The 25,606-nt window shown below is 61.2% G+C and carries 23 protein-coding genes; 8 read left to right on the top strand and 15 right to left on the bottom strand.

The annotated features are described in order from the left end of the window. Positions 1 to 32: 32 nt before the first annotated feature. From RE432_RS02935 to RE432_RS02890, 10 genes are all read right to left on the bottom strand, one after another. On the bottom strand, positions 33 to 2,066 hold the full coding sequence (locus tag RE432_RS02935; protein WP_310931718.1) for a TRAP transporter fused permease subunit: 2,034 nt from the start codon (positions 2,064 to 2,066) through the stop codon (positions 33 to 35). A 63-nt stretch (positions 2,067 to 2,129) separates the two neighbouring features. Next, positions 2,130 to 3,092 carry a TAXI family TRAP transporter solute-binding subunit gene (locus RE432_RS02930; RefSeq protein ID WP_310931717.1) on the bottom strand — a complete coding sequence of 321 codons (963 nt, stop codon included), beginning with the start codon at positions 3,090 to 3,092 and terminating at the stop codon, positions 2,130 to 2,132. A 133-nt stretch (positions 3,093 to 3,225) separates the two neighbouring features. After that, positions 3,226 to 5,946: a bifunctional diguanylate cyclase/phosphodiesterase gene (locus tag RE432_RS02925; RefSeq protein ID WP_310931716.1), complete on the bottom strand. Its 2,721-nt coding sequence runs from the start codon at positions 5,944 to 5,946 to the stop codon at positions 3,226 to 3,228. A 141-nt stretch (positions 5,947 to 6,087) separates the two neighbouring features. Then, positions 6,088 to 7,443, bottom strand: coding sequence for an amidase (locus tag RE432_RS02920; RefSeq protein ID WP_310931715.1), 1,356 nt, complete (start codon positions 7,441 to 7,443; stop codon positions 6,088 to 6,090). A 19-nt stretch (positions 7,444 to 7,462) separates the two neighbouring features. Beyond that, positions 7,463 to 8,146 (bottom strand): DUF2848 domain-containing protein, encoded by a 684-nt coding sequence (locus RE432_RS02915; protein ID WP_310931714.1) that lies wholly within the window; start codon positions 8,144 to 8,146, stop codon positions 7,463 to 7,465. A 22-nt stretch (positions 8,147 to 8,168) separates the two neighbouring features. Beyond that, positions 8,169 to 9,452, bottom strand: coding sequence for a TRAP transporter large permease (locus RE432_RS02910; protein ID WP_310931713.1), 1,284 nt, complete (start codon positions 9,450 to 9,452; stop codon positions 8,169 to 8,171). Continuing rightward, a complete protein-coding gene (locus RE432_RS02905) occupies positions 9,449 to 10,072 on the bottom strand; it encodes a TRAP transporter small permease (RefSeq protein ID WP_310931712.1) in 624 nt (207 codons plus the stop codon). Before RE432_RS02905 ends, RE432_RS02910 begins: the two co-directional genes overlap by 4 nt. Before the next feature lie 62 nt (positions 10,073 to 10,134). Next, positions 10,135 to 11,193 (bottom strand): TRAP transporter substrate-binding protein, encoded by a 1,059-nt coding sequence (locus RE432_RS02900; RefSeq protein WP_310931711.1) that lies wholly within the window; start codon positions 11,191 to 11,193, stop codon positions 10,135 to 10,137. A gap of 126 nt (positions 11,194 to 11,319) precedes the next feature. Further along, positions 11,320 to 12,126, bottom strand: coding sequence for a putative hydro-lyase (locus RE432_RS02895; protein ID WP_310931710.1), 807 nt, complete (start codon positions 12,124 to 12,126; stop codon positions 11,320 to 11,322). 97 nt (positions 12,127 to 12,223) lie between these two features. Next, on the bottom strand, positions 12,224 to 13,120 hold the full coding sequence (locus RE432_RS02890) for a LysR family transcriptional regulator (RefSeq protein WP_310931709.1): 897 nt from the start codon (positions 13,118 to 13,120) through the stop codon (positions 12,224 to 12,226). Between the two features lie 122 nt (positions 13,121 to 13,242). Between RE432_RS02890 and RE432_RS02885 the strand changes: the two genes are divergently transcribed. From RE432_RS02885 to RE432_RS02870, 4 genes are all read left to right on the top strand, one after another. Further along, positions 13,243 to 14,739, top strand: a complete 1,497-nt coding sequence (locus RE432_RS02885) for a diguanylate cyclase domain-containing protein (protein ID WP_409079804.1) — start codon at positions 13,243 to 13,245, stop codon at positions 14,737 to 14,739. Positions 14,740 to 14,904: 165 nt separating this feature from the next. Next, positions 14,905 to 15,630, top strand: a complete 726-nt coding sequence (locus RE432_RS02880; RefSeq protein ID WP_310931708.1) for a TerC family protein — start codon at positions 14,905 to 14,907, stop codon at positions 15,628 to 15,630. A gap of 66 nt (positions 15,631 to 15,696) precedes the next feature. Next, complete coding sequence (locus tag RE432_RS02875) at positions 15,697 to 15,825, top strand: hypothetical protein (RefSeq protein WP_310931707.1); 129 nt, start codon at positions 15,697 to 15,699, stop codon at positions 15,823 to 15,825. A gap of 207 nt (positions 15,826 to 16,032) precedes the next feature. After that, entirely contained in the window at positions 16,033 to 16,917 is an 885-nt protein-coding gene (locus tag RE432_RS02870; protein WP_310931706.1) for a hypothetical protein, read from the top strand. 48 nt (positions 16,918 to 16,965) lie between these two features. Here RE432_RS02870 and RE432_RS02865 read toward each other — a convergent pair whose 3' ends face one another. The 4 genes from RE432_RS02865 to RE432_RS02850 form a co-directional block, all read right to left on the bottom strand. Then, positions 16,966 to 17,331, bottom strand: coding sequence for a DUF4148 domain-containing protein (locus tag RE432_RS02865; RefSeq protein ID WP_310931705.1), 366 nt, complete (start codon positions 17,329 to 17,331; stop codon positions 16,966 to 16,968). 279 nt (positions 17,332 to 17,610) lie between these two features. After that, entirely contained in the window at positions 17,611 to 17,811 is a 201-nt protein-coding gene (locus tag RE432_RS02860) for a DUF2061 domain-containing protein (protein WP_310931704.1), read from the bottom strand. Between the two features lie 131 nt (positions 17,812 to 17,942). Next, a complete protein-coding gene (fdxA, locus tag RE432_RS02855; RefSeq protein ID WP_310931703.1) occupies positions 17,943 to 18,281 on the bottom strand; it encodes a ferredoxin FdxA in 339 nt (112 codons plus the stop codon). Positions 18,282 to 18,337: 56 nt separating this feature from the next. Beyond that, positions 18,338 to 18,940, bottom strand: coding sequence for an FmdE family protein (locus RE432_RS02850; RefSeq protein WP_310931702.1), 603 nt, complete (start codon positions 18,938 to 18,940; stop codon positions 18,338 to 18,340). Positions 18,941 to 19,171: 231 nt separating this feature from the next. Between RE432_RS02850 and RE432_RS02845 the strand changes: the two genes are divergently transcribed. Genes RE432_RS02845 through RE432_RS02835 form a run of 3 tightly spaced genes read left to right on the top strand, consistent with a single transcriptional unit; the run spans position 19,172 to position 23,687 of the window. After that, complete coding sequence (locus tag RE432_RS02845; RefSeq protein WP_310931701.1) at positions 19,172 to 21,982, top strand: aconitate hydratase; 2,811 nt, start codon at positions 19,172 to 19,174, stop codon at positions 21,980 to 21,982. Between the two features lie 28 nt (positions 21,983 to 22,010). Then, positions 22,011 to 22,223 carry a SlyX family protein gene (locus RE432_RS02840; RefSeq protein ID WP_310931700.1) on the top strand — a complete coding sequence of 71 codons (213 nt, stop codon included), beginning with the start codon at positions 22,011 to 22,013 and terminating at the stop codon, positions 22,221 to 22,223. Positions 22,224 to 22,274: 51 nt separating this feature from the next. Then, positions 22,275 to 23,687 carry an MFS transporter gene (locus RE432_RS02835; protein ID WP_310931699.1) on the top strand — a complete coding sequence of 471 codons (1,413 nt, stop codon included), beginning with the start codon at positions 22,275 to 22,277 and terminating at the stop codon, positions 23,685 to 23,687. 19 nt (positions 23,688 to 23,706) lie between these two features. Here the strand turns inward: RE432_RS02835 and RE432_RS02830 are convergent, their stop codons facing one another. After that, positions 23,707 to 24,546 carry an aldo/keto reductase gene (locus RE432_RS02830; protein WP_310931698.1) on the bottom strand — a complete coding sequence of 280 codons (840 nt, stop codon included), beginning with the start codon at positions 24,544 to 24,546 and terminating at the stop codon, positions 23,707 to 23,709. A 157-nt stretch (positions 24,547 to 24,703) separates the two neighbouring features. Here RE432_RS02830 and panB point away from each other — a divergent pair, with 157 nt between their 5' ends. Continuing rightward, entirely contained in the window at positions 24,704 to 25,525 is an 822-nt protein-coding gene (panB, locus tag RE432_RS02825) for a 3-methyl-2-oxobutanoate hydroxymethyltransferase (protein WP_310931697.1), read from the top strand. Positions 25,526 to 25,606 lie beyond the last annotated feature (81 nt).

The raw sequence follows: 25,606 nt of genomic DNA, 5'->3' as shown, positions 1-25,606 counted from the left end.
CCGCCAGCCGCCCCGACTGGCCGCAACGCTGATCAGGCGGGTACCGGCTCCTGCTTGCGCCGCAGCCATTGCGACCCCAGGGCCAGCAAGATCAGGGCGTATCCGATCGAATTCGAGACCGGGCCGGGGTAGACCAGCAGGAACCCGGCCACGATCAGGAAGACACGTTCGAGCACCGAGGCCCGTACGATCAGCCAACCCTGGAAGCCCACGGCCAGGGCAAAAATGCCTGCCGCCGCCGTGAAGGTGATTTGTGCGATGGAAAGCCAGCTTGCCGAGGCCAGGGCTTCGGTCGTGCCCATGAGCAGCAGGCTTTGGCCGCTGGGGTCCAGCACAAAGATAAAGGGTACGAGGAAGGCCGGTATGGTGTACTTCCAGCACTGCAGGGTGGTTTTATAGGGGTCGCCGCCGGTGATGGCCGAGGCGGCGAATGGCGACAGGGCGGTGGGCGGAGACACCTCGGACAGCACGGCATAGTAAAAGATGAACATGTGCGCGGCAAAGTCGGGCACGCCCAGCTTGATCAACGCCGGCGCCGTGATCACGGCGCAAATGATGTACGAAGCGGTGACCGGCACGGCCAGGCCTATGATCCAGACGACCAGCGCGGTGTAGATGGCTGTCAGCAACAGCGAGCCGCCTGCGTAGTCGATGACGATCCCGCTGAACTTCAGGCCCAGGCCGGTCATGGTGACGATCCCGACGATAATGCCCGCGCCGGCGCATGTGGCGCCGACATTGAGCATGCCGACCGAACCGGCCCGCAGCGCTTGAATCAGGGGTGACTGGAAAAAGAGCTCGGACGCCTTCCCTTTGCCGCGGAACAGATCATAAGAGATCATGGCCGTGTCGGAGCGCAGGAAACTGGTCAGGAAGGACACGATGGTGGCCCAGAACACCGACATGACGGGCGAAAAACCCCACAGCATGAATGCCACAATGGAGATCAGCGACAGGAAGTGGAACCAATAGTGCCGGGTCAGATTCCAGACGGTGTCCACCTTCTTGATCAGGGTGTTCTTCATGCCGTACTTGCGTACGTCTATCTCGACCATCATGAACAGGGCAAGATAAAACAGGCAGGTGGGAATGACGGCCATCAGCAGGACATCCAGATAGGATATCTTGAGGAACTCGGCAATGATGAAGGCCGCCGCGCCCATGACAGGCGGCGAGATGATGGCGCCCAGGCCGCCCGCCGCCAGCAGGCCGCCCGCGGCGTTGCGCTCGTATCCGACTTTGGCCAGCATGGGCCAGGCCACCGAACCCAGGGTGACGGTGGTGGCGACCCCCGATCCCGACGGCCCCCCAAGCAGGAACGATGCCAGCACCACCGTGCGTCCGGCGCCCGCGGGTTTGCCGCCCATGGCTGAAAAGGAAAAGTCGATGTAGAACCGGCCCGCGCCCGAGAACTGAAGGAAAGCGCCAAAAATGGTGAACAGGATGATCAGTGAAGACGACACATCGACCGCGACGCCGTAAATGCCTTCAAGCGTCATATACATGAAGCCGACGATGCGCCCGATTTCGTAGCCTTTGTGGGTCCAGGGATGGGGCAGGTAGGGACCCAGGAAGGCATACAGCAGAAAGCAGATCGATATGGCGGGCAGTATCCAGCCTATCGTGCGGCGCATGGCTTCGAGCACCAGCAGGATCAGCGATACGCCGAAGAAGATGTCCCAAGGCAGCGGCCGTGTGTTGCGGTCGGTGAAGTCATCGCCGCCCATGATCAGGTACACGACAATGGCAATAGAGAGCAAGGCGATCAGCCAGTCCCACCACATGATGCGGTGGCGAAAGCGTTTGCTGACGGGAAAGATCAGGAACGATAGAAACAGCACAAAGCCCACGTGTATGGGGCGCAAGGTTTGCGTGGGTACGATCGAGTAGGCGGCATACAGGTGAAACAGCGACATCACCACCGCCACGGTCGCCAGGAAAACGCCCAGCCAGCCGCCGATCCGATTCGCTGCGCCCTCTTCTTCTTCGATGTATTCCTCGGCCTTTTTCAGGGCCTCGTCACTGACAACGGCTGTTGTCGTATCCGATTCCATTTTGTCATTCATGCTTGGGTCCAGTAAATGAAAAAACCCCAACCATGTACGAGGTTGGGGTGGTGGGCCGGGCGTTTAGTTGATGCTGACGCCGCGCTCTTCAAAGTACTTGATGGCGCCTGGATGGAATGGAACCGGCGTGGCCGATGCCTTTTGCTTGTCGAGCTGGAACTCGGCCGTATCCTTGTGGACCGCGATCAGGTCGTCGCGGCTTTCGAAGATGGTCTTGACGATGTTGTAGGCGGTTTCGTCAGACATTTTTTCGCTGGCGACGAGGATGTTCATGACGGTGGCCTGCTTGTTGTCGGCATCCATGCCGCGATACGTCGTTTTCGGAATGACGTCTTCGACGTACAGGTTGCCGTATTGTTTATTCATGGCAGGGACCAGGTCGGCGTTGTCGATCATTTTGATCTTGGTTCCCGGGGTGTTGGCCAGATCGGTCACGGCCGACGTAGGCAGGCCGCCCACCCAGAAAAAGGCGTCGATCTTGTTGTCTTTGACGCCGTTGACCGATTCGGCCACGCTCAGCCGCTCGCGCTTGACGTCTTTGTCTTTGTCGAGCCCCGCGGCTTCGAGCAGGCGAAACGCCATGACTTCGGTGGCACTGCCCGGCGAGCCTGTGGAAACGCGCTTGCCTTTCAGGTCGGCCACGCTGTTGATGCCGCGCCCTTCAGTGGTGACGACGTGCATGCGGTTGGGATACAGGATCATGAGGGTGCGCAGAGGCACCTTCTGCCCTTCGAACTTGTTTTCGCCTTTGTAGGCGTCCTGGCTGGCATCGGCCATGGCCAGCCCGATATAAGAGGCATCGCCATCAATCAGCTTCAGATTGTCGACCGAGCCGCCGGTGACTTCGGCCGTGGCTTCCATGCCGGGTACTTTCTTGGACAGGACCGAGGCAATGCCGCCGCCGATCGGATAATAAACCCCGCCAGTGCCTCCAGTGGCAATGGAAATGTTTTCTGCGCTTGCCGTTTGTACCGCCGCCAGCGAGAAACACAACATAAATGCAAACTGCTTGATGGAAAGTTTCATGATGTCTCCTGTGAACGCCTTTGATGAGTGTTGCGCGAGAGGGTGCGCAACTTTTTTTGTATAGCAATCCGGTACAGGCTGGAATGGGCAAGTTGCACATTAAACCTGCATCGGCTCGCGCGTCAATGGGCGTTTATATGGATCGGCCCGCCGCCAGGGCATCGGGCAGTATTTCGCGTCCGTCTTTTTCCCTCAGGCGCTGCGCCAGGGCGGCGAAAGACAGCGGTTTGGCGAACAGATAGCCCTGGAACTGGTCGCAGGCGTTGTCGTTCAGGAAGTGGTACTGGGCTTCCGTTTCCACGCCTTCGGCGACCACCTTGAGGTTCAGGTGGTGGGCCAGTCCGATAATGGCCTTGACGATGGCGGCATCGTCGCTGTCGCTGATCACTTCGTTCACGAAGGACTTGTCTATCTTGACTTTGTCGATGGGCAGCTTTTTCAGATAATTCAGGCTGGAGTAGCCCGTGCCGAAATCGTCGATCGAGGTTCTGATGCCCAGGGCGTTCAGGGTCTTGAGCCGGGCGATGGTAATGGCCTGGTCGCCAAGCATGGTGCCTTCGGTGATTTCCAGTGCAATGCATTCGGCCGGCAAAGCGTGGCGCGACAAGGTGGCGGCCAGGGTATCGATGAAATCGTTGTGTTCGAATACCAGGGGTGGAATGTTGATCGCAACATGGAAGCTGGCCAACTGGCGGTCGCGCAGCCTTCGGAGGTCGTGGCAGGCCCGGTCCAGCACCCAGTTGGTCAGTTGGATGATCTGGCCGGTGTCTTCCGCCAGGGGAACGAACTTGATGGGGGGAATGGTGCCCAGCTTGGGATGAAACCAGCGCAGCAGGGCTTCCACCGCTACGATATCGCCCGTCCCCCGTTCGATCACCGGCTGGTAATGCAGCTCCAGGGTATCGGTGTCAAGGGCGTTCTGCAGTTCGTTGCGCAGTTGCAGGCGCTCCGCGACGGCGGCGCTCAAGTTGGATGAATATTCCCGCCAGGCGCCGGGCGCTTCCCGTTTGGCGCGGCCGAGCGCCAGGTCGGCTTCGCTGACCAGGCCCATGGGGTTGTCCATGCCCACGCTTTTACCGGTCAGGCCAGCGCTGGCCGTCAGGCGCAGTTCCATGTTGTCGAAGTGATAGGGGGCGGAGAAACGATCCAGAATACGGTTGATCAGATCGGTGACGGCTTCCCGCGATGTGCTGTTCATCGCGACAACGAACTCGTTGCTTTCTATCTGGGCCACGAAGCCGCTGTGTCCGACTTCGGTGACGATTCGGCGGGTGGCCTCTTGCAGGGCGTAGTCGCCCACGCCATGGCCCAGGGTGTCATTGATCAGCTTGATGCCGTCAAGCTCGAAGATGGCGAGCCACACCGGGCCTTTGCCGCGTGCCTGGCAGATTTCCGCCAGCCTGTTTTCCAGGGAAGCCTTGTTGGGCAAGCCCGTCAGCGAGTTGTGCAGGGCGCTGTGGTAAAGCTGTTGCGAACGGCGCAGCAGGACCAGGGCCTGCTTTCTTAGCCCGATCATAGTGTGCGTGAAGGCAAGGCAAACCAGCAGGATCAGGTTGGGCAATAGCGTCACCGGCTGCGACCAGTGCTGAACGTGCCAGGAAGACAGGGTCCAGGACATCCCGTTGTTCAGTGGAACCGCCGTGTTGGCGATGTGCGATATGCGTCCCGACTGGCCAACGCTGTCGTACAGAATCCGGTCATCGTCCTGGATGCGGAACTGAACCTGTCCCAGATTGGGGCCAAGCGCCTTGGAAATAAGTACGGGCAGGTTTTGTATAGCCACGATGGTCCAGCCCTTCATCGATGCGCTGGTCAGCGGGACGGCGATGAGCGAGCGCGGGGTCGAGGATGTCGTGCTGTCTATGCTGCGCATCTGGGCCTGCGCATTCAGGTGCGCGTGGGCCAGCCACATCGCCATGTCGGGCGTGCCCAGGTAGCCAGCCAGCCAGTTGCGGGTCTGGCTGTCGCCGCCTTGCGCCCAGTGGAAGGTGTGGCTGGGGTCGATGACCGCGATGAACTCGAGTGTGTAGATATGCCCCAGATAGCTGACCAGCTCTTCATTGACCAGCGAAACGGGAGGTATGGCGTCAAGCGCATCCCAGCGGCGGGCCATGCGGTCTATCAGGGCAATCTGGTCGCTGACTTCGTGGCGCAGGCTTTCCGCGACGCGGGCTGTCGCCGTCTGGGCGAAACTGTGCGCGCTGCCGCGGCTTTGTTCGGTCACGGCATACCACGCCGCCACCGAAATCAATGTGCCCACGATGCCGATGATGGCAATCGTGCGCTCATGGTTGAGCAAGCGGCTGGTTCTGGGACGGCGGCTTGTCGCCCAGACGGCGCCGGCGCCCAATATGCCCAGCAGGGTTTCCAGATTGGCCGAGTTGGCATGCTCGTACATGGTCGGCGGCAACCAGGCGGAGACCAGCCGAAGGTAAAGGATCCCGATGATGACCAGGGCGGACATAATGCGCGATGCCTGCCGCCAGCCCGGGCCGAGGCTGCTGCAGATGGCGGCCAGCGATAACAGGCTGATCAGCAGAGTGCGGACGGATTCGGCGTCGACGGCAACGCCTTCCGCAGCCAGATACGCACACACGACCAGCGAGAAGAATGCCAGCATGCGTGAAAGCAGCGGCACACTGCGCGCAGTAAACAGGGCCGCGCCCAATAAAAAGGCAATGGCGGCGGTGTCGCGTGAAATCAGGGGGCCGGGCAGGGATTGCGCCGTTGACCAGAGATGGTCGAGGGGGGCCAATGCGCCCAGCCACATCAGCGAGAACGCGACCAGAAAAATAGGAAAACGCCGGAAATGCGCTTCGCTATCTTTCTCTATTGTCTCGGGTGCGTTCGGCATGGAGGAGTCGTCTGGATCATGTTCAAAGCCGAATTTGCTCAGCTCGCCTGAGGCTAATAGTGCTGTTTACGACATGCTATGCGACACGAGTGTAGCAAAAATACACATTTTTGCTGCGAAATGAAACCGCCAGGCGGCGGGTCAGCCCCGCTGTGCGGCCAGGGCGGCCTCGATGGCGGCGCCCGCATTCAGGATGTGCTGATCGTGCATGGCCGGGCCTGCGACCATCAGTCCCACGGGGGCGGCGCCGGCGGGATGGCAGGGCAGCGACAAGGCGCAGCCGTCGAAGAAATTGATGAGCGTGGGGTTGCGCAGAATCAGCCCATTGGCGGCAAAGTAGGCGTCGTCCGAGTCTTGCAGCGTCTTGATGGCGGGCGCCACGACCGGTACGGTGGGCATCAGCAGCGCATCGTACTGGCGCAGGCGCTGTTGCAACGACGCAATCCAGGCGGGGCGGGTTTCCAGCAGTTCGATGTAGTCGGCCGCAGACATGTCTTTGCCGCGCAGGATGCGCGATGCGACGCGCGGGTCGTATTGACCGGCGTGCTGTTCAAGCAACTGCTTGTGCCATGCCCAGGCCTCGGCGCAGACGAAGCCGCCCAGGCGGTTGATGGCGGCAAGCTGCTCGAACTCCGGCAGTGTGATCACATCCACCTGTGCGCCCTGGGCTTGCAGGGTGGCCAGAGTTTGTTCGAAGACCCCGCGTACATGGTCGTCGGCGCCATCGAGTACGACCGAGGCGGGTACGGCAAAGCGCAGTTGTTTCAGTAAGGGCGGGACGGGCGCCGGCGATGCTTGCCCCGACAGGATACCGTCAAGGGTGGCGCAGCAGGCTACCGTGGCGGCCAGGGGGCCGATGGAATCCAGACTGAAAGACAGCGGCAAGGCGCCTGTTTGCGGGATGCGGCGGGCCGTCGGCTTGAAGCCCGTCAGGCCGCAGAAAGCCGATGGAATACGCACCGAGCCGCCGGTGTCCGTGCCGATGGCGGCGACCGACATCCGGTCGGCGACGGAAACACCCGCCCCCGACGAGGAGCCGCCCGGTATGCGGCCGGTGGCGCGATCCCAAGGGCTGCTGGGCGTGCCGTAGTGGGGGTTCAGACCCAGCCCCGAAAAGGCGAACTCGGTCATGTTGGTTTTGCCGACAATGACCGCGCCGGCATCGATCAGCCGCTGTACGATGACGGCGTTCTGCTGGGCCGCCGGAGCGTCTTTGAGCACGACCGACCCTGCCCGCGTGGTGTCGCCGGCGACATCGAACAGGTCTTTGACCGAAATGGGCAGGCCGTCGATGGGTGAGCGCGCCAGGCCGGCCGAGCGCAGCAGGTCGGAGGCCTGGGCGGCGGCCAGCGCCTGCTTTTCATACACCGCGGTGAACGTATGCGCGCCTGCCCCTTCGGGCAAGGCGATGCGCGCCAGGGCGGCCTGGGTCAGTTCCAGCGAGGTGGTTTCGCCGTTATTCAATGCGGTTTGCAGTTCGAGCAGGGTGGGCAGCATGTCGTTCAGGTAGTAAGGCTTATGCCACTTCGGGCAGAATGTTCAGAGTATAGCGGTGCCGGATGCTGCGTTCCAGGCGCGGGTCGAACAGCTCCATGGTAAATACGGGCGACGGACGAATACCGCCGATGGCGGCGACGGTGCCGCAGGTCATGCCGGCATGACCAGGGATGGCGGGCTGGCCAAAATGGCCTTCGACCAGCTCCAGCGGGGGGCGCAGCAGCGCCAGCGGGCCTTCCTGATACAGCACCGTCTTCCCGTCCTCTTCTATCCAGGCCCGCAGGATGAGCTCGTCCCAGTGGCTGGCGACGTCGTCGTAGGCCCAGGCGGTGCGGGCCACCGGCTTGGCGCACAGTTGCTTGGACAAGGCAACGCTGTGCGCTTCGAGCTTGCGGTCGGTGTGGTCAGAGGCCAGGCTGATCAGGCTTTTGCCCTGATGCGAGAAGATGAAGACTTCCGCTTCGCCGGACGAGCCGTCACCGACCACCTCGACTTCTTCCTGCTGCGTCAGCTGGTTCGATGCGATGCGGTAGTACAGCGGTACGGCGCTGGGACGCGGCACGCCCAGTTCAGCCAGTTCTTCAATGTGGTGTTCGATGGCGGCCAGGTCGCGGCCGGCCCAGCCGGCCACGATGCAGGTCGTGATGTCGACCTCGACAGTGCGGGCTTGCCCGGCCTGGATCAGTTCAAAGGAAAGTTGCATAGCGGTTCTCGTAAATGATGCGTTAACTGAAAATGCGCGGCAGCCATAGCGCCAGGCCAGGAGCCCACGCAAGCAGGGCCACCATCAGGAGCAGCATGATCACGAAGGGCAGGCTGCCTATCATGACGTCGTTCATGCTGCCGCTCTTGCGCAGGCTCTGGACCACGAACAAGTTCAGGCCCACAGGGGGAGTGATCAGAGCGGCCTCGACCAGAATGATGATGACGATGCCCAGCCAGACGGGGTCGAAGCCCAGCGCGATCATGATGGGCGCCACGATGGGAATGGTCGTGATCATCATGGACAAGGTTTCCATGAAGCAGCCCAGCACCAGGTAGAAGACCACCAGGATCAGCAGCATCGTGGTCGGCGAGACATCCAGGCCGGTGATGGTGCTGGTCAGCAGGGTGGTCAGGCCCGCGGCCGACATGATGAAGTTCAGGAAGGCGGCGCCGATAACGATCAGCATGATCATGGCGGTGGCCTTCATGGTGCCTTCCATGACCTCGCGCAGCATGCCCAGCGTCAGCCGGCGCATGCAGGCCGCCAGGATCAGCGCGCCGACCACGCCCAGGGCAGCGGCTTCGGTGGGCGTGGCCACCCCCGCGTAAATAGACCCCACCACCAGCAGGAAGATGCCCAGCGGCGGAAGCAGGTGCACCAGGCTGGCAAGCCGCTGCCCCCAGCTTGCCGACACTTTCTGGCCGCCCCACTTGGGTTTGACGACGCAGGCCAGGGCGATGGCCAGCATGAAGAGCCCAGCCATGGCCAGGCCCGGAATAATGCCTGCCAGGTATAGGCGGGGCACGGAGGTATTGGTCAGGACGCCGTAAATGATCAGATTGATGGAGGGCGGAATCAAGATGCCCAGGGTGCCGCCGGCGGCCAGGCTGCCCAGGAACAGCGATTCGTTATAGCCCTTCTTTTTTATTTGCGGAATGGCCACGGTGCCGACGGTTGCGGCAGTGGCCACGCTGGAGCCCGAGGTTGCGGCAAACAGGGCGCTGGCGCCGATGTTGGCGTGCATCAGGCCGCCCGGCAGCCACGACAGCCACAGGCTCATCGCGTTATACATTCTTTCCGCCAGGCCCGACCGCAGCAGGATTTCGCCCAGCATGACGAACAGCGGGATGGCGACGAGCAGGAATTCGTTGCTGGTGGCCCAGGAGACTTCGCCGATGGCGCGTGTGAGCGGCAGCATGGAATACAGGGGATCCAGGATCAGGCCCAGGACGCCGAGCGCCGCGCCTACCGGTATGCTGATGCCGAGCAGGACGAGCAGTAAAACCAGGGTGGTCGTGATCATGGCTTGTCTCCCAGTACCATTTTTTCGCCGGCTTCGGCTTCTTCGGCGGCTTCTTCCTGCGTGCTGCGGATGCCGCAGAGTGCGCGGATGGTAGAGAGGTCTCCGGTGACCAGCGCGAGCGAGGAGCGGATCAGCATCAGGGCCAATACCAGGCAGAGCCAGGCCAGGCCGGCGACCCATAGGAACTGAGGTATCCACAGCGGGGTGGCCATGACGGTATTGGCCGTCGCCTTGCGTGTCCATGACAGCATGGCGACATCACCGGCGTAGCGGGTCAGGTAGGCGATGAAGACCGCGAGCGCGACCAGCGCGATCCAGTCCAGTACGGCGCAGATTCGGGGCGGCAAGAGCTGGTACAGCGCATCTATGCGGATGTTGGCGCGCTGCAGCGTGGCAAAGGCCAGCGCCCACGAAATGCTGATGGCAAACGCGTAGCCCGACAATTCATCCGATCCGCCCAGGGCAAAGCCCAGGACCTTTCGCGTGATGACATCGGCGGTAATGTAAAGGGCGCTGATCAGGGTCAGGCCGCCGGCCACCCAGATGGCGACGCGCGACAGGCTTGTGGCGCTGGCCAGCAGCCGATTGAGCAGCGGATATCGTTCTGTTGTGTTGTTCATGATGGTCACCGTTCAGGTGGTTGGCGGCGGCCCATGCCGCCGCCGTGCAGACACCGTTGCGGCTATTTGCTTGCCGTGATGTTCAGCTTCTTGCCGATGGTGTCGTTGAAGTCCTGGACGCATTCGGCCGAGCAGCGTGCGGCCCACTTGGGCACCACGGTTTCCGACGCGATTTTCTTGAGCAGTTCCCGATCGGCGTCGGTGGGTTCCACCAGTTTCATTTTGCCCTTGACCGGCTGGGTGCACGCGTCGGCGCCGGTGTTGCAGTCATAGCCTTCCTGCGTTTCCTTGCCGGCGGCTTCCCAGATTTTGTCTGTCATGACATCGATGTTTTTCTGCAGGAAGTCCTGCACTTTGGGGTCCAGCTTGTTCCAGTAGTCCAGGTTCGCGGCATGGATCTGCTGATTCCAGTTGATCGGCAAGGCGTACAGGTGCGTGCTGACTTCGTACCATTTGGCCGAATAGCCCGACATGGAGCCCGTGATGGCGCAATCCACGACGCCATTTTGCAGGGCGGGCACGACTTCCCCGAATGGGATCGTGACGCTGGAACCGCCCAGGGCCTGGACGAACTCAGCGGTTGTCCGGCTGCTGGTGCGGACCTTCTTGCCCTTCAGGTCGGCCAGGTCGTTCACTTCGGCGTTGCAGAACAGGACTTGGGCAGGGTAGGTGGAAAACCCGAGGACCTTGATGTTGTTGTTGGCGTAGAACTTCTCGTAGGCAGGCTGGAAGGCGTCGGTGATTTCCCGGGCGGTCTGGATGTCCGGGGCCAGGCCGGCCAGGTCGATGGCTTCGTTGATCGGGTTGTCGCTGGCGAAGTAGGCAATCGTCGCCGTGCCGATGGGGATAACGCCCTGGCCGATGAGGCGCAGGATTTCCGGACCTTTCAGGCCCATTTCGTTGAACCCTTTGATGGTGGTCGTGATCTTGCCTTCGGACAGATCGGGAACGGTCTTGGTCCAGAAAGGCTGCTCGAAGTTTTGGTAAGCGGTCAGGTTGCTGAGCCCGCCCACTACCTGTAATTGCGTTTGGGGCAGGCCGGCTACTTTTTCTTGTGCTATGGCGCCGGCGTTGATCAGCAAGGTGCTGGCAGCCAGTGTCGATAAAAGCATTTTTTTCATTACGATCTCCTCAGGGGTAAGCAAAAAACACGACGTAGTTGGATGTCGCTGCGAACAGGCGCCCGATACGCGGCGCACTGCAAAAACAAGCCCCGCAGGGCAGGCAAGGACTGTGCCCCGCCAAGCCTAGAATGAAGCCAGGCTGGTGTTGCTGATATCGGTAATCAGCATGTGGCCGGGTGCATGGGTAATGCTGAACGCCGGCTTGACCGTGTGGATGATGGCTTGCGGCGTGACGCCACAGGCCCAGAACACAGGAATTTCGTCCTTGTGGATCGTGACGGGGTCGCCATAATCGGGCCGGCCGATATCGCGGATGCCGATGTGCGCCGGGTCGCCCAGGTGTACCGGCGCGCCGTGCACCGAGGGAAAGCGCGAGGTGATCTGGATGGCACGGATCGCGTCGCTGGCTTTCATGGGGCGCATGGATACGACCAGCGGACCGTTCAGGCTGGCGGCGCCCGCGGTGGGAATGCTGGTCCGGTACATGGGGACGTTGACGCCCTGGCTGATGTGGCGGACGTCGATGCCGTCCGCCAGCAGCGCTTCTTCGAATGAAAACGAGCATCCGATCAGGAAGGACACCAGATCGTCCTGCCAGACGTCCATCAGGTCCCCGGGTTCGGACACCAGTTCCCCGTGGCGCCAGACGCGGTATTTGGGTACGTCTCGGCGCAGGTCGATGCCGTCTCCGGCGGCGGGTACGGCATACTGGCCCGGCTCGGTCACCGCCAGCAGCGGGCATGGTTTGGGATTGCGCTGGCAGAACAGCAGGAATTCGTCGGCCAGCGGCCGCGGCAAGATCATCAGGTTGGCCTGTACGCAGCCCGGGGCCAGCCCGGCGGTGGGTCCGGCATGCTCGCCTCGCCGAATCAATGCGCGGCAGCGGGCAGCCTCTGAGGCAAGCGTCTGGCGGATGTGGACTTGATTCATGGAAGCTCTATACCTGTGTTGATACAGCTTCTAGATTGCAGCTTATCTTACTCCCCTTGTCCAATTGTTAGTTCGCATGCCCGGCGATAAATATTTCTTATGTCTGGGCTTCAAAGCCTTTGGCAATGCGCTGGGCCAGGCGCGCGACGGTGCGCACGGTATGGCTGTCGGGGGAGTCTATCCAGCACGCGTAGAAGCTCAGGGGCGGGGGCGTCTTGGCAACATCGAGCACGCACAATTTGCCCTGCGCGACCTCCCGCGTAATGATGGCGGGAGCGATGACGCTGGCGCCGATGCCGCGCAGCGTCATTTGAACGATAGTGCTCAGCGATGCGCTGCCGTAGATCCGTGGCGTTTTGATGCCCGCTTCAAGCAGGAAGCTTTTGACGGTATGGTAAGGCTGGCTGACCGAGGGATAGGTGATCACCGGATAGCGGCCCAGCTCGGTGATCGTGATGCGCCGTCCATGCAGGCCCATCGAGGGGCTGGCGACCCATGCCAAGTCGTAGTCGCACAGGTGCAAGTGGCATTCCTTGGGTTCCTGGGTAGGGCCCAGCAGCATGGCCAGGTCGATCTGGTGCGATGCCAGCAAGCTCCTGAGCACATGCGTGGTGTCCACGTGGATTTCGACCACCAGCGCGGGGTATTTCTGGTGCAGTTCGTCGATGAGGTCGTGCAGCCAGGTCTGTACCAGGGTTTCCGACGTACCCAGACGCAAGGTGCCGCGCACGGCATTGTGCGCTTTGGCCACCCTTAGCATGTCGTTGCGCAGTTCCAGCATGCGTTGCGCGTGCGATAAAAGCTCCTGGCCCTTTTCGGTCAGTTTGATGCCGCGCGCGCCGCGTTCGAACAGCCGCACTGTCATGGTGGACTCCATGGCGGCAATGCGCTGGGAAATGGCCGGCTGCGTTGTGTTGAGCTTTTCAGCCGCCGCGCGAAAGCTGCCCAGCTCGGCCACCCAGACAAACGCGTCGATTTGCTTGAAATCAATCATGAGATGCGATCAAGTGTTGTAAAAATAGCTCGTATAGCCATCATACGGTTTGTTTTCAACCGTTTACGTCGTTAGCATGGCGCGGTCGCCCTGGATAGGGAGTACCATGTCTGCCAACTTTAATGAATGACGTCGCCCCTATGCACGTAGACCCCTTGGAAATGTCCGGAGTCGTGGTCAATGATCTGCCTGACCTGTTCGACATTTCGCCCACGGCTTTGTGGCTGGAAGACTATAGTCGCCTGCATATTCTTTTTGCGCAATGGCGAAGCGAAGGCGTCACGGACTTGCGCAGCTTTTTGCTGCAAGATCCGGCGCGCTTGGCCGCCTGCTCCGCCAGTATTCGCGTAGTGCGTGTCAATCAGCGCACATTGTCGCTGTATGCCGCTGCATCGTTCGAAGAGCTTTCCGCGCGCCTGAACGAGATTCTGCGCGACGATACCTACGATGCGCTGCTGGACGAGCTCGAGCAGCTCTGGCAGGGGCGCTCCGCCTTCCAAAGCAAGAGCGTGAACTACGCTCTGGATGGCCGCCGCCTGGATATCCTGCTCAAGGGCGTCGTTCTGCCGGGATACGAAGCCAATTGGCAGCGTGTCCTGGTGACGGTGGACGACATCACCGAACTCGAGGATGTGCGCCGGCGCGTGGCGGCCAGCGAGCAATATGCCCGCGGCATTTTTACACAGGCGCCCGTGTCGCTATGGGTCGAGGACTTCAGCGCGATCAAGCACCTGCTCGATGATGTGCGCCAGCAGGGAATACAGGATTTCCGCACCTTTGTCGATGTGCATCCCGAGTTCGTGGACCGGTGCATGCTGGAAATCAGGGTGCGCGACGTCAATCGCTATACCTTGTTCATGTTCAACGCCAGCGACAAGCGCGAGCTGCTTGCGCGGCTGCCCGAGGTGTTCCGCGACGACATGCGCATGTCGTTTCGGCAACAGCTTGTCGACTTATGGGACGGCAGGCTGTTTCAGCAGCGCGAGGTCACCAATTACGCGCTGGATGGCAAGGCCTTGCATGTCCATTTGCAGTTTTCGGTGTTCCCCGGGCATGAGCAAGACTGGGGGCTGGTGCTGCTGGCGCTGACCGACATTACCGCGCGCAAGAAGGCTGAATCGTATCTTGAGTATCTGGGCAAGCACGATGTCTTGACCGGGCTGAAGAACCGCTCGTATTACGTTGACGAGGTCAACCGGCTGGAGCGCAAGGAATTGTGGCCGGTGACGGCCATCATCATCGATCTGAACAATCTGAAGAATACCAATGACCAGTTGGGGCACACGGCGGGCGATGCCTTGTTGCGGCGCACCGGCGAGGTCCTGTCCAAGGCGGTCGACAAGTGCTTTCCGGCCGCGCGCATCGGCGGCGACGAATTTGCCGTGTTGATGCCGGGGGTGGATGCCGACGGGGGGCGGGAAATGCTTGAAAGCATCCGCAAGCTGATCGACCTGAACAATCAGTTTTATACCGGTCCGGCGCTTAGCCTCTCCATGGGTATGGCAACGTGCAGCAAAGGCGGGCGCCTGGAAGACACGCTGCGCGAAGCCGACCTGGCCATGTACGAGAACAAGCGCAGATATTACGAAACGTCCGATATCGATAGACGGCGCATCTGAGGCGTCCTGCCGCAGCCTGCAGGACCGCGGCCCGGCCGGCAAAGCCTGATGTCAATGTGGTCTTTATGGTTTTTTGTTCAGCTTGGCGTTAGCATGTAAATATATCGTGTTACGAGTATTTATTGCGCTGCGGCTGATTCGGATCATGACGGGAGAGGGCGGAAGATGTTGGCTTTTTTTGAAAATTTGAGCTGGATTACGGTATTTCAGATCGTCATGGTCGATGTGCTGCTGGGCGGCGACAATGCCGTCGTGATCGCCTTGGCTTGCCGTAATTTGCCGCCCGAAAGGCGGATGCAAGGGATTCTGTGGGGCACGGGCGGGGCCATTGCCTTGCGGGTGGTTTTGATCGTCTTTGCCCTGACCCTGCTGAGCCTGCCTTTTGTGAAGCTGCTGGGCGGCGCGCTGTTGATATGGATAGGCATCAAACTGATGGCGCCCCAGGAAGACGAGGGCGATATCCAGGGCAACAGCTCTTTGCTGGCCGCCATCAAAACCATCATTCTGGCCGACTTCGTGATGAGTCTGGATAACGTGATTGCCATTGCCGGCGCGGCGCAGGGCGCGCACGCCGATCATCAGGTCGTCCTGGTGATCTTCGGTCTGCTGGTCAGCGTACCCATTATTATCTGGGGCAGTACCTTGCTGCTGCGCTTGCTGGATCGCTTCCCCTTTATTGTGACGCTGGGCGCCGGGCTGCTTGGCTGGATCGCCGCGGGCATGCTGGTGACGGATGTATTCGTGACGAACCGGTTCGGCCCGGTCGACGGCTTGCCCAAAGTGGCGGTGGAAGTGGCCGGCGCGCTGATCGTCGTGGCCGCGGGCTACTGGCTGGCAAGCCGCAGGGGGGCGGCTATGGGGGCAGGCCGGGAGCAGCGCGAGTCCGCCTGATGGGCCGGGCCCCGCCAGGCCGATGCAAGCCGTGGTTTGCACTACAATCCGATGATGTCCCTGTCTATGGTCAATTCCCTGCTGCCTCTTGAACGCGCGGTTCAGATGGCACGCTCCCGATCACTGCACGCACTGTTCCTGGGTTCCCAGGACGTCGCCGTGCGGTCGGCCTACGCCCGCGCCAAGCCCGGCTAACACGGGCGCCGCGCCTTGGGCGCGTCACGTCCAGCCGGTGTGGTGTGCGTTGCGCCCAGCAGCCCGCCCTTGCAGCATCGCCATTTTCCGCATTCATGCCCTCGGGCCGCCACAGCGCGGCGCGTACATTCGCACGGCTGATTCCTGTTTCATTCCGGGCAAGGCTTCGCGCCTTTCCGTTTGCGCACGCTGTTCGACCTATCCGCCATGCAACTTACCAAGAAATTCGTCAAAGCCAAGAATCCCTGCACCTCGGGCTACCGCTGGTTCCTTCGCGACCAGAACGGCCAGGGTGACTACCAGGCCATACTGGATGCGCTCATCGCCGACAATCGGGTCGACGATGCCTGCTGGCTGCTGGATCAGTTTGGCCCGACAGATGCCGTCCTGACCGTCGATTTCATCGATGCCAATGCCCTGGTTTTCGCCGGAACGCTGATTGTGCGGCAAGGTATCGCCGTGGACACGGTGGTGCGCGCGGGGGGCTCGATACGGTCCGGAGGCGGGATCAAGGCGGGTACCGACATTGTCGCGGGGGCGGGTATAGACGCCAAAGGCAGCATTATCAGCGGCGGGTGCATCCGGGCCGACGATGACGTGCGCGCGGGTTGGGGCATCGAGGCGTCGTCCCGCTTCGAGTGCGGCGGCAATGTGCGCGCTGAATGGGACGTCAGCGCTGGCCAGGGTATTGCCGTAACGGGCGACATCCGGGCGGGGCAAAGCGTGGTCGCGGGTGGTTCGATCAAATGCGAGCAAGGCATCAAGGCCGGCGGCAGAGTCCAGGCGGAACATGATATCTGGGTGGCCCGGGGCATACAGGCGGGCGATTCCATTGTCGCGGGCAATCATATTGAAACAGGATGGGGCATGCAGTCGGGCTGCGATATTGTGGCCGACGGCGCGATCAAGGCGGGCGAAGGCTTGGCGGCCGAAGGGCGGATAGCACCCGGATCAGGCCATGGCGTGTACGCGGGGCTGCGCGTCAGGCTGGATGCCTGGGCTGACGCGGCCAGGGTCATGGCCCAAGCCAAGCCGGAACAATTGATCAGCGGGTATTGGTGCGGGACCGATGCGCAGGCCTCGTCCGCATAGCAACAAGCCCGCCGCGAAGGCGGGCTGCCGCAATGGGCTGGTGAACGCTCAGGCTTCTATCTGGTGTACCTGGCCGGACGAGACATAGTCAAACAGTTCGGCCTGCACTTGGGCGCGGGACTTGTCGCTTTCGGCGGCCGCGACGGGCGGGTAGTCCAGTTCACCGGTGCTGATCAGATTGGCGGAACGGGCGGCAGCCAGTTCGGCCTGGACATCGGCGCGGCTTTTAGGGTTGCTGTCCGTGGCCTGTGCCAGCGGGTAATCCAGCTCGCCCTGGCTGACCAGGCCTTGGGCTTGGGCGGCTTGCAGTTCGGCCACGACCTGGGCGCGCGTTTTGACGGGCTCGTCGGCCGCCTGGGCGGCTCCCGCCAACGCGGCCAAGGAAATCATCAAGGTGCTTGCTAGGGTTTTCATACTCATTAACTCCGTCAGTGATTAAAAATGAATACCGAATCGGCGCTTGTGGCGCCGCCTTGCGCTGTGCAAGGTGTGTTTCGATGGAGTTCAGTATGAGGATGTTTGATACTAGGATAAACCCGTATTTCTTATAAACTTAATTCCATTTTTATCAACAATGCATGGTTTTTCTCAGGAAAATAGCAGAAAACTATACTAGTCATCAGAAAACACAATGGCGGCCCAGGTGGCTGCCCTGGCCTAGCAGGCTTGATGGCGCCCCTGACGTTTCACGATTCAAGCTGCTTGCGCGCGTGGCCGGGGGCGCAGCTTGTCCCACAGGCGGTCGTGCAGCGGCAGCAGTACGACATTGCAGATGGGCTCCAGTATGGCGGCCACCCCGCCGGTGGCCAGCGACCCGGTAAACGCGTACGTCACGGCAAAGGCCACAGACATGTGCAAGCCGACCTGGCTGGTTTTGCGGGCAAGCAACAACATGAACTTCTCCTATTAGCAGCATATGCGCAAATGATAATCACTATCATTTATTTGGAGAAGTTGATTGTTCTGATCGATTTGATAGGTTACGGCTATCCTGTTGAAGGCGGACCGGTCCTGGCGCTTCTGGGTCAGGCGGGTTCGGTTTCCAGCATGGACAATTTATCTTTGGCCGCCGCCCAGCGTTCGTGATCGGGCAAGGGGTCCTTGGCCTGGCTGATCCGCTTCCAGGCCGGGTGCTGCGACAACTTGCGATTAAGCTCGATGAAGTGCCGCTGATCATCTGCGATCTCGTGATCACTGACAATCGCGCCCACTGGGCACTCAGCCACACAGATTGAGCAGTCTATGCATTCATCCGGGTTGATGACCAGAAAATTGGGACCTTCCATAAAGCAATCCATCGGGCATACCGTGACACAGTCTGTGTATTTGCACTGTATGCATGCCTCGGTTACTACATACGTCATTCGCTGCTCGGTGCATAAGGGTAACTACTTATTCTACCTTAGCGGCCGGGTGCGATTCATGAAGAATAGGTGACGATCCCCGGGTGATCGGCCTGTTCCAGAATCTGCCGGACACGTTCCTGCCATGCCTGGCCGAATGAATCCTTCTGGGACTGATCGGCCTGCCCGCTCAGTATGTTGTGCAAGGCCGGCATCAGCGTGGCGGGGGCGGGCACCACATTGGCGTGAAACGCCACTTCAACGCTTGCTGCGGTATCGAGCCGTTGAAAGCGGATTTCACCGGCAATGGGCGCATCGAAGAACATCAAGTTGCGCCGGTCGTATTGTCCGCCCAAGCCCTTGAAGCCGGTGTCGGCTGTTGCGCCGGTGATAAAACCGACGACGTTGGCGATGACGCCCGTTACGCCGCTTAGCGCACTGTCGCGAAACTCAACCTTGATGCCTCCCCGCTGGGGCAGGGCGTCGCCGTATAGCTTCTTCAGGGCATTGCGGGTCATCAGGTAGGCGCCGGCCACCGTGGGGCAGGAATGGCCGGCCAGTTTCACGATGTCGCCGTATGCGTATTCGATGATGCCGTTCGTGGCGGCGCCCAGGAGCGCCGACAAGGGGTCTTGCATGACGATCTTGGGGGCTTGGTCGAAAAAGGCGGGGTAGGTCATGGGGGGCTCCGTGCACAACAAACAAAGGGGCCGTATCGCGCAGCGGCGCGAGCGGCGTGCTGGTTGAATATCTTGGTTGAATATAGCGCTCCTGCGGGCCGGAACAGGGATAGCCCCGACGTGCAGTGTGGATTACGCCTGGGGGTATTCTTTATGTAACGGCCTGAACATGATATGGTGGTCCGATCTGCCCCGGTGCCGGGGGTGTGCCGCTACAAGGAGGATTGCGTCATGGCCAGCGTTGATTCATTTAATGCCCAAAGTCAGTTGCAGGTGGGGGATAAGTCCTACGGCATATACCGGCTCGATGCGCTGGCGCAGGCCGGGCTCGATGTGGCCAGCTTGCCTTACAGCCTGAAAATCCTGCTGGAAAACCTGTTGCGGACGGAAAACGGCACGGACATTACCGCCGAAGACATCCGGGCCTTGGCCAACTGGGACGCCAGTGCCGAACCCAACCGGGAAATCGCCTTCACGCCGACCCGGGTGGTATTGCAGGACTTCACCGGCGTGCCGGCGGTGGTGGATCTGGCCGCCATGCGCGAGGCGATGCAAGATCTGGGGGGCGATGCCAGCCGCATCAACCCCCTGGCGCCGGTCGAGCTGGTCATCGACCATTCCGTCATCGTCGACGCTTTTGGAACGAACGATGCTTTTCGGCGCAATGTCGAGATCGAGTACGGGCGCAACCTGGAGCGTTATCAGTTTCTGCGTTGGGGCCAGAGCGCTTTCGATGATTTCAAGGTGGTGCCGCCGGGCACGGGCATTGTGCACCAGGTCAACCTTGAGCATCTGTCGCGCGTGGTGTTCACGCAGGAAAAAGACGGCGCCGTCACCGCGTATCCCGACACCTGTGTGGGGACCGACTCGCATACGCCCATGGTCAACGGCCTGGGCGTGGTGGCATGGGGGGTAGGCGGTATCGAGGCCGAGGCCGCGATGCTGGGCCAGCCCATTTCCATGCTGATTCCGCGCGTGGTGGGTTTCAAGCTGACCGGGGCGCTGCCGGAAGGGTCGACCGCAACCGACCTGGTGCTGACCATTACCGAAATGCTGCGCAAGCACCGGGTCGTGGGCAAGTTCGTCGAGTTCTACGGCCCGGGCGTCGCCGCGGTGCCGTTGGCCAATCGGGCCACCATCGGCAACATGAGCCCCGAATACGGCTCCACCATTTCCATTTTCCCGATTGACCAGGTCACGCTTGACTACATGGCCTTGACGGGCCGTTCGCCAGAGCAGATTGCCCTGGTCGAGGCCTATGCCAAAGCACAGGGGCTGTGGCACGATCCCCATGCCGAGCCGCGTTATTCCGAGCGCCTGGAGCTGGACCTGTCGACGGTCGTGCCATCGATTGCCGGCCCCAAGCGCCCGCAAGACCGTATCGAACTGTCGGATGCCAAGCCGGCCTTCCGTGGGGCCTTGGCAGCGCTGATTGACGATACCGACCTGAAGCCGCAAGGCTACGACAAGGCGGTCGCTGAATCCTTCCCGGCCTCTGATTCGCCTGCCTACGAGGATTCCGCCCAGCGCTCGCAGCCGCCCACCGATCACACGGCGGAAACACCCGCGGGTCAGTTGCGGCAGCGCGATCCCGTCTCTATCACCCTGGGCGACGGCACGCCATGCCAGATCGATCACGGTTCGGTGGTCATTGCCGCCATCACGTCGTGTACCAACACCTCCAACCCCACCGTCATGATGGCGGCCGCGCTGCTGGCCAAGAAAGCCGTCGAGCGCGGGTTGGCCCGCAAGCCCTGGGTCAAGACCAGCCTTGCGCCAGGGTCGCGCGTGGTCACCGACTACTACGACCGGGCGGGGCTGACGCCTTACCTTGAAGCGCTGGGCTTCAATCTGGTGGGCTATGGGTGTACCACCTGTATCGGGAACTCCGGGCCACTGATCCCCGAGGTCAGCCAGGCCGTCAACGATCACGATTTGGCGGTGGTGTCGGTGCTCTCGGGCAACCGGAATTTCGAAGGCCGCATCCACGCCGAAGTCAAAATGAATTATTTGATGTCGCCGCCGCTGGTGGTGGCCTATGCGTTGGCCGGCACCATGGACATTGACCTGTTCAACGAGCCGCTGGCGACCGGCAAGGATGGCCAGGCCGTCTACCTGAAAGATATCTGGCCATCGGCGGCCGAGGTGGCCGCGGTGGTCGAGTCGTCGATCGCATCCGACATGTACCGCAGCGGCTATGCCGATGTGTTCGCCGGAGACCAGCGCTGGCGCGATTTGCCGACGCCGCAGGGCGCCATTTTCGATTGGGATGCCGCATCGACCTATGTGCGCAAGCCGCCCTATTTCCAGGATATGCCCAGGGCGCCCGAGCAGGTTGCCGATATTGCCGGCGCCAGGGTGCTGGCCAAGCTGGGCGACTCGGTGACCACCGATCACATCAGTCCGGCAGGCTCCATTGCCAGGAATTCCCCTGCAGCGGCTTACTTGACGTCGCACGGCGTGGCGCCCGAGGATTTCAACTCCTATGGCTCGCGCCGGGGCAACCACGAAGTGATGATACGCGGCACGTTTGCCAACGTGCGCCTGCGCAACCAACTGGCGCCGGGCACCGAAGGCGGGTACACGCGCGACTTTACCCGGGCCGATGCGCCCGTTGCCACGATCTTCGACGCCTCGCGCGCCTACATTCAGGCCGGCACGCCCCTGGTGATTCTGGCCGGCAAGGAATACGGTTCGGGCTCGTCGCGCGACTGGGCGGCCAAAGGCACCGTATTGCTGGGTGTGCGGGCGGTGATCGCGGAATCCTACGAACGCATCCACCGCTCCAATCTGCTGGGCATGGGCGTCATGCCCTTGCAGTATCCTGATGGGCAGAACGCCGAATCGCTGGGCCTGACGGGCGAAGAGGTGTTCGACATCATAGGGGTGGACGCGCTGAACACCGGCGCCATCCCCGAGACGGTCAAGGTCCGGGCCGGCGCCGTCGAATTCGATGCCCTGGTTCGCATCGACACGCCCAGCGAAGCGGCTTACTACCGCCATGGCGGCATCATGCAGTATGTGTTGCGCAGCCTGCTCTAAAATGGCTGTTTTCTTATAGAGTTGCCGCGTGAACACGGAACAGCGTCTGGTCGACATCGAAATCAAGCTCACGGACCAAGAGGACCTGGTCCAGGAGCTCAACCAGCTGGTCTACCAGCAGCAGAAGCAGATCGACGAACTGCGTGCCTTGTGTACCGCACTGGTCAAGCGGCTGGGCGAAACGGCCGGCGGCGATGCCGGCGCCGATCCGTATGCGCACGAGAAACCGCCGCATTATTGATGTGATCGCTTACACTGGCGCCGGTTCGAGAAATCAATAGCTGGCAGGTTTATGCAGAACACACATACCGGGTCATGGTCGGACCTTCTACGGGGCCGCAACGGCCTGCGATCATTGGCTCTGGCGGGCGGCGTGGCGGTGCACGCGGTCAATGTCTATATTGTGACGACCATTTTGCCGTCGGTCGTCAACGACATAGGCGGGCTGGAATACTACGCCTGGAACACGACGCTGTTTGTGGTGGCGTCCATCCTGGGATCGGCGCTGTCTCCCAAGGCGCTGGACAGATTCGGCCTGAAGCAGGCTTTCTTGTTGACGATTGCCGTGTTTGTGGCGGGCACGATGGCTTGCGCCCTGGCGCCGAGCATGCCCTGGCTGCTGGTCGGGCGCACGGCGCAGGGTTTTGGCGGCGGGCTGTTGCTGGGGCTGAGCTACTCCGCCGTCCGGATTGTGTTCGAAGAGCGTTTGTGGTCGCGCGCCATGGTGCTGGTGTCCAGCATGTGGGGGGTGGCGACGCTGTCGGGGCCGGCCATAGGCGGGATCTTTGCGCAAACAGGGCACTGGCGCCTGGCCTTCTGGTCGGTCTTGCCGATCGCCGCATTGCTTGCCTTGCTGGTGCAGACGCAATTGAACAAGCAGGATGACACGCGGCCCGACGCGCGCGTCAAGGCGCCGCTGGGCAGGATTTCCATGCTGGCCGTGTCGGTATTGATGGTGTCGGTTGCCAGCCTGTCTTCGAACTGGGCCTGGAATGTGGCCGGAATCGCGGCGGGCCTGGCCATCACCGTGATGATCGCCAAAGCGGATAACCGTGCCGGCATACGCCTTTTTCCCACTGGCTCTTATTCAGCGCATACCGCGCTGGGCAGCCTGTATGCCTGCATCTGCCTGTTGAGCATCGGGGTGACCACCGAAATCTACATCCCTTACTTCTTGCAGGCGATTCATGGCAAAAGCCCCCTGATCGCCGGTTACTGGACTGCCTTGATGTCGGCCGGGTGGACGATGGGGTCGTTCATCAGCTCGAGCCGCTCGCCGGCCACCGCCAACCGCCTGATTCAGGCGGGGCCTGTTGTATCGTCCGTGTCGTTGGCCCTGCTGGCGGCCTTGCTGCCCTTGAGCGGCTTGTCGCAGGGCGGCGCCCATCAGGTGAATTGGCTGATTGTTCCGTTGCTGGGCGTAGGCCTGGGGGTGGGCTTTTGCTGGCCCAACCTGCTGACCCGTGTGTTCAGGTCGGCGCCCAAGGGCCAGGAAAATATTGCGTCGGCAGCCATTACCACCTTGCAGCTGTACGCCATGGCCATGGGGGCGGCCCTGGCTGGAATGGTCACGAATGCCGCTGGTTTTACCGAGCCGGGGGGCGTGCAGGGCGCGCAGCAGGCTGCCGCGGCCCTGTTTGTGGTGTTTGCCTGCGCGCCGGGGCTGGCCGCCTTCATGACGGGGGGCGCCCGCCGGGCGGCCTGATGCTGGGCCGGCCTACGGCCTACTTGGGCAAGTGAAAGCGTTCCGGGTCGGGGCCGTCGCGGCCGTCGGGACGGTCCATTTGCGCAATGGCCGCCATGTCTTGATCATCGAGCGCGAAGTCGAAGATATGAAAGTTTTCGCGTAGCCGTTCGGGGTGAACCGATTTCGGGATGACCATATTGCCCAGTTGGATATGCCAGCGGAGAATGACCTGCGCCACGCTGCGGTTGTGCTTGTGCGCGATACGGGCCAGGCCCGGGTCGTCGAGCAAACGTCCGCGCCCCAGCGGGCTCCATGCTTCGGTCACGATATCGTGCTCGGCATGGAAATCGCGCAGCTCGGCTTGCTGGAAATGCGGGTGCAGTTCAATTTGATTCAGCACGGGCAGCACGCCGGTTTCGTCCAGGAGCTTTTGCAAATGGCTGATATTGAAGTTGCATACCCCTATGGATTTGGCGCGCCCCTCGTCGCGCAACTGGATCATGCTTTCCCACGCTTCCACGAACAGCCCGATTTTGGGGACGGGCCAGTGGATCAGGTACAGGTCGACGTAGTCCAGCCCCAGCTTTTCCAGGCTTTCATTGAAGGCCGCTTTGGATATATCGTGACCATGGCGGTCGTTCCATAGCTTGGTGGTAACAAAGAGTTCTTCCCGCTTGATGCCCGACTGGGCGATGCCCTGTCCGACGCCGGTTTCGTTTTCGTAGATGGCGGCCGTGTCGATGGAACGGTAGCCGATATCCAATGCGGCCTTGACGACCGATGCGGCGATATCGTCTTCAACTTGCCATACTCCCAGACCCAGTTGCGGTGCGCTTTTGCCATCGTGAAACGTAACGGTGTGCTGATTGCTAGACATGAATGCCCTCCGTGATGCGTAAGCACTGAAAACCGATGATGTGCTCGGTGATTTGTCCTTTGGGGTAATCTAGCCGATTATACGGTTGTTGCAGCGCGGAAAAACTTTATTTGGTTACCTTCCGCATCCGGTACTTGATGTTTTTCAGGAGAACGAGATGAGTGTACATAGCCAGGCCAAACGTATCAGCGTACCGCAGCTCATGCAGTACAAAGGCCAGCAGAAAATTGCGGCCCTGACGGCCTATACGGCCCCGTTTGCCCGGCTGCTGGACGAAGCGCTCGACATGATATTGATCGGCGATTCCACCGCCATGGTGGGTTACGCCATGCCCGACACGCTGTCGATCACTGTTGACCAGATGGCCGCGCATGCGGCGGCTGTCGTGCGGTCCACGCAGCGCGTCTGCGTGATCGTCGACATGCCCTTCGGCAGCTACCAGGAGTCACCGCAGCAGGCGTTTGCCAATGCGGCCAGGATGCTGGCCGCCAGCGGCGCCGACGGCATCAAGGTGGAAGGGGGCGCGGCGTTGGCGGATACCACGCGCTTCTTGGTCGACCGGGGTATTCCCGTGCTGGCGCACGTGGGCCTGATGCCGCAATACGTCAATACGATGGGGGGGTTCAAGGCCCAGGGGATGACCGATGAATCCGCCGAGCGCATCCTGCAGGATGCGCAGGCCCATGAGCAGGCCGGCGCCTTTGGCGTCGTTCTTGAAGGGGTCGCCGAAGCGCTGGGGCGTCGCATTACCGAAACGCTGGCGGTGCCCACCATAGGCATAGGCGCTTCGCCCAGTTGCGATGGCCAGATTCTGGTCACGGAAGACATTCTGGGCTTGAGCGGTGATCGTATTCCCAAGTTCGCCAAGCAGTTTGCCGATGTGGCAAGTGTCATACGTTCTGCGGCGCAGCAATACGCGTCCGATGTAAAGGCGGGCGCTTTTCCGGGGCTGGAACACTGTTTTGGTGTAAAAAAGTAACAAACCCATCGCTAGAAGCGGGGCGGTGCGATGAAGTTAGATACATCAGATGCAAAAAATTACATAATGTATATGATGGTG

The organism is Pusillimonas sp. SM2304 (assembly GCF_031628915.1).
Lineage (GTDB): Bacteria > Pseudomonadota > Gammaproteobacteria > Burkholderiales > Burkholderiaceae_B > Pusillimonas_C.
Note: the sequence above shows the minus strand (reverse complement) of the source record. Positions and strands in the feature narration are given on the sequence as shown.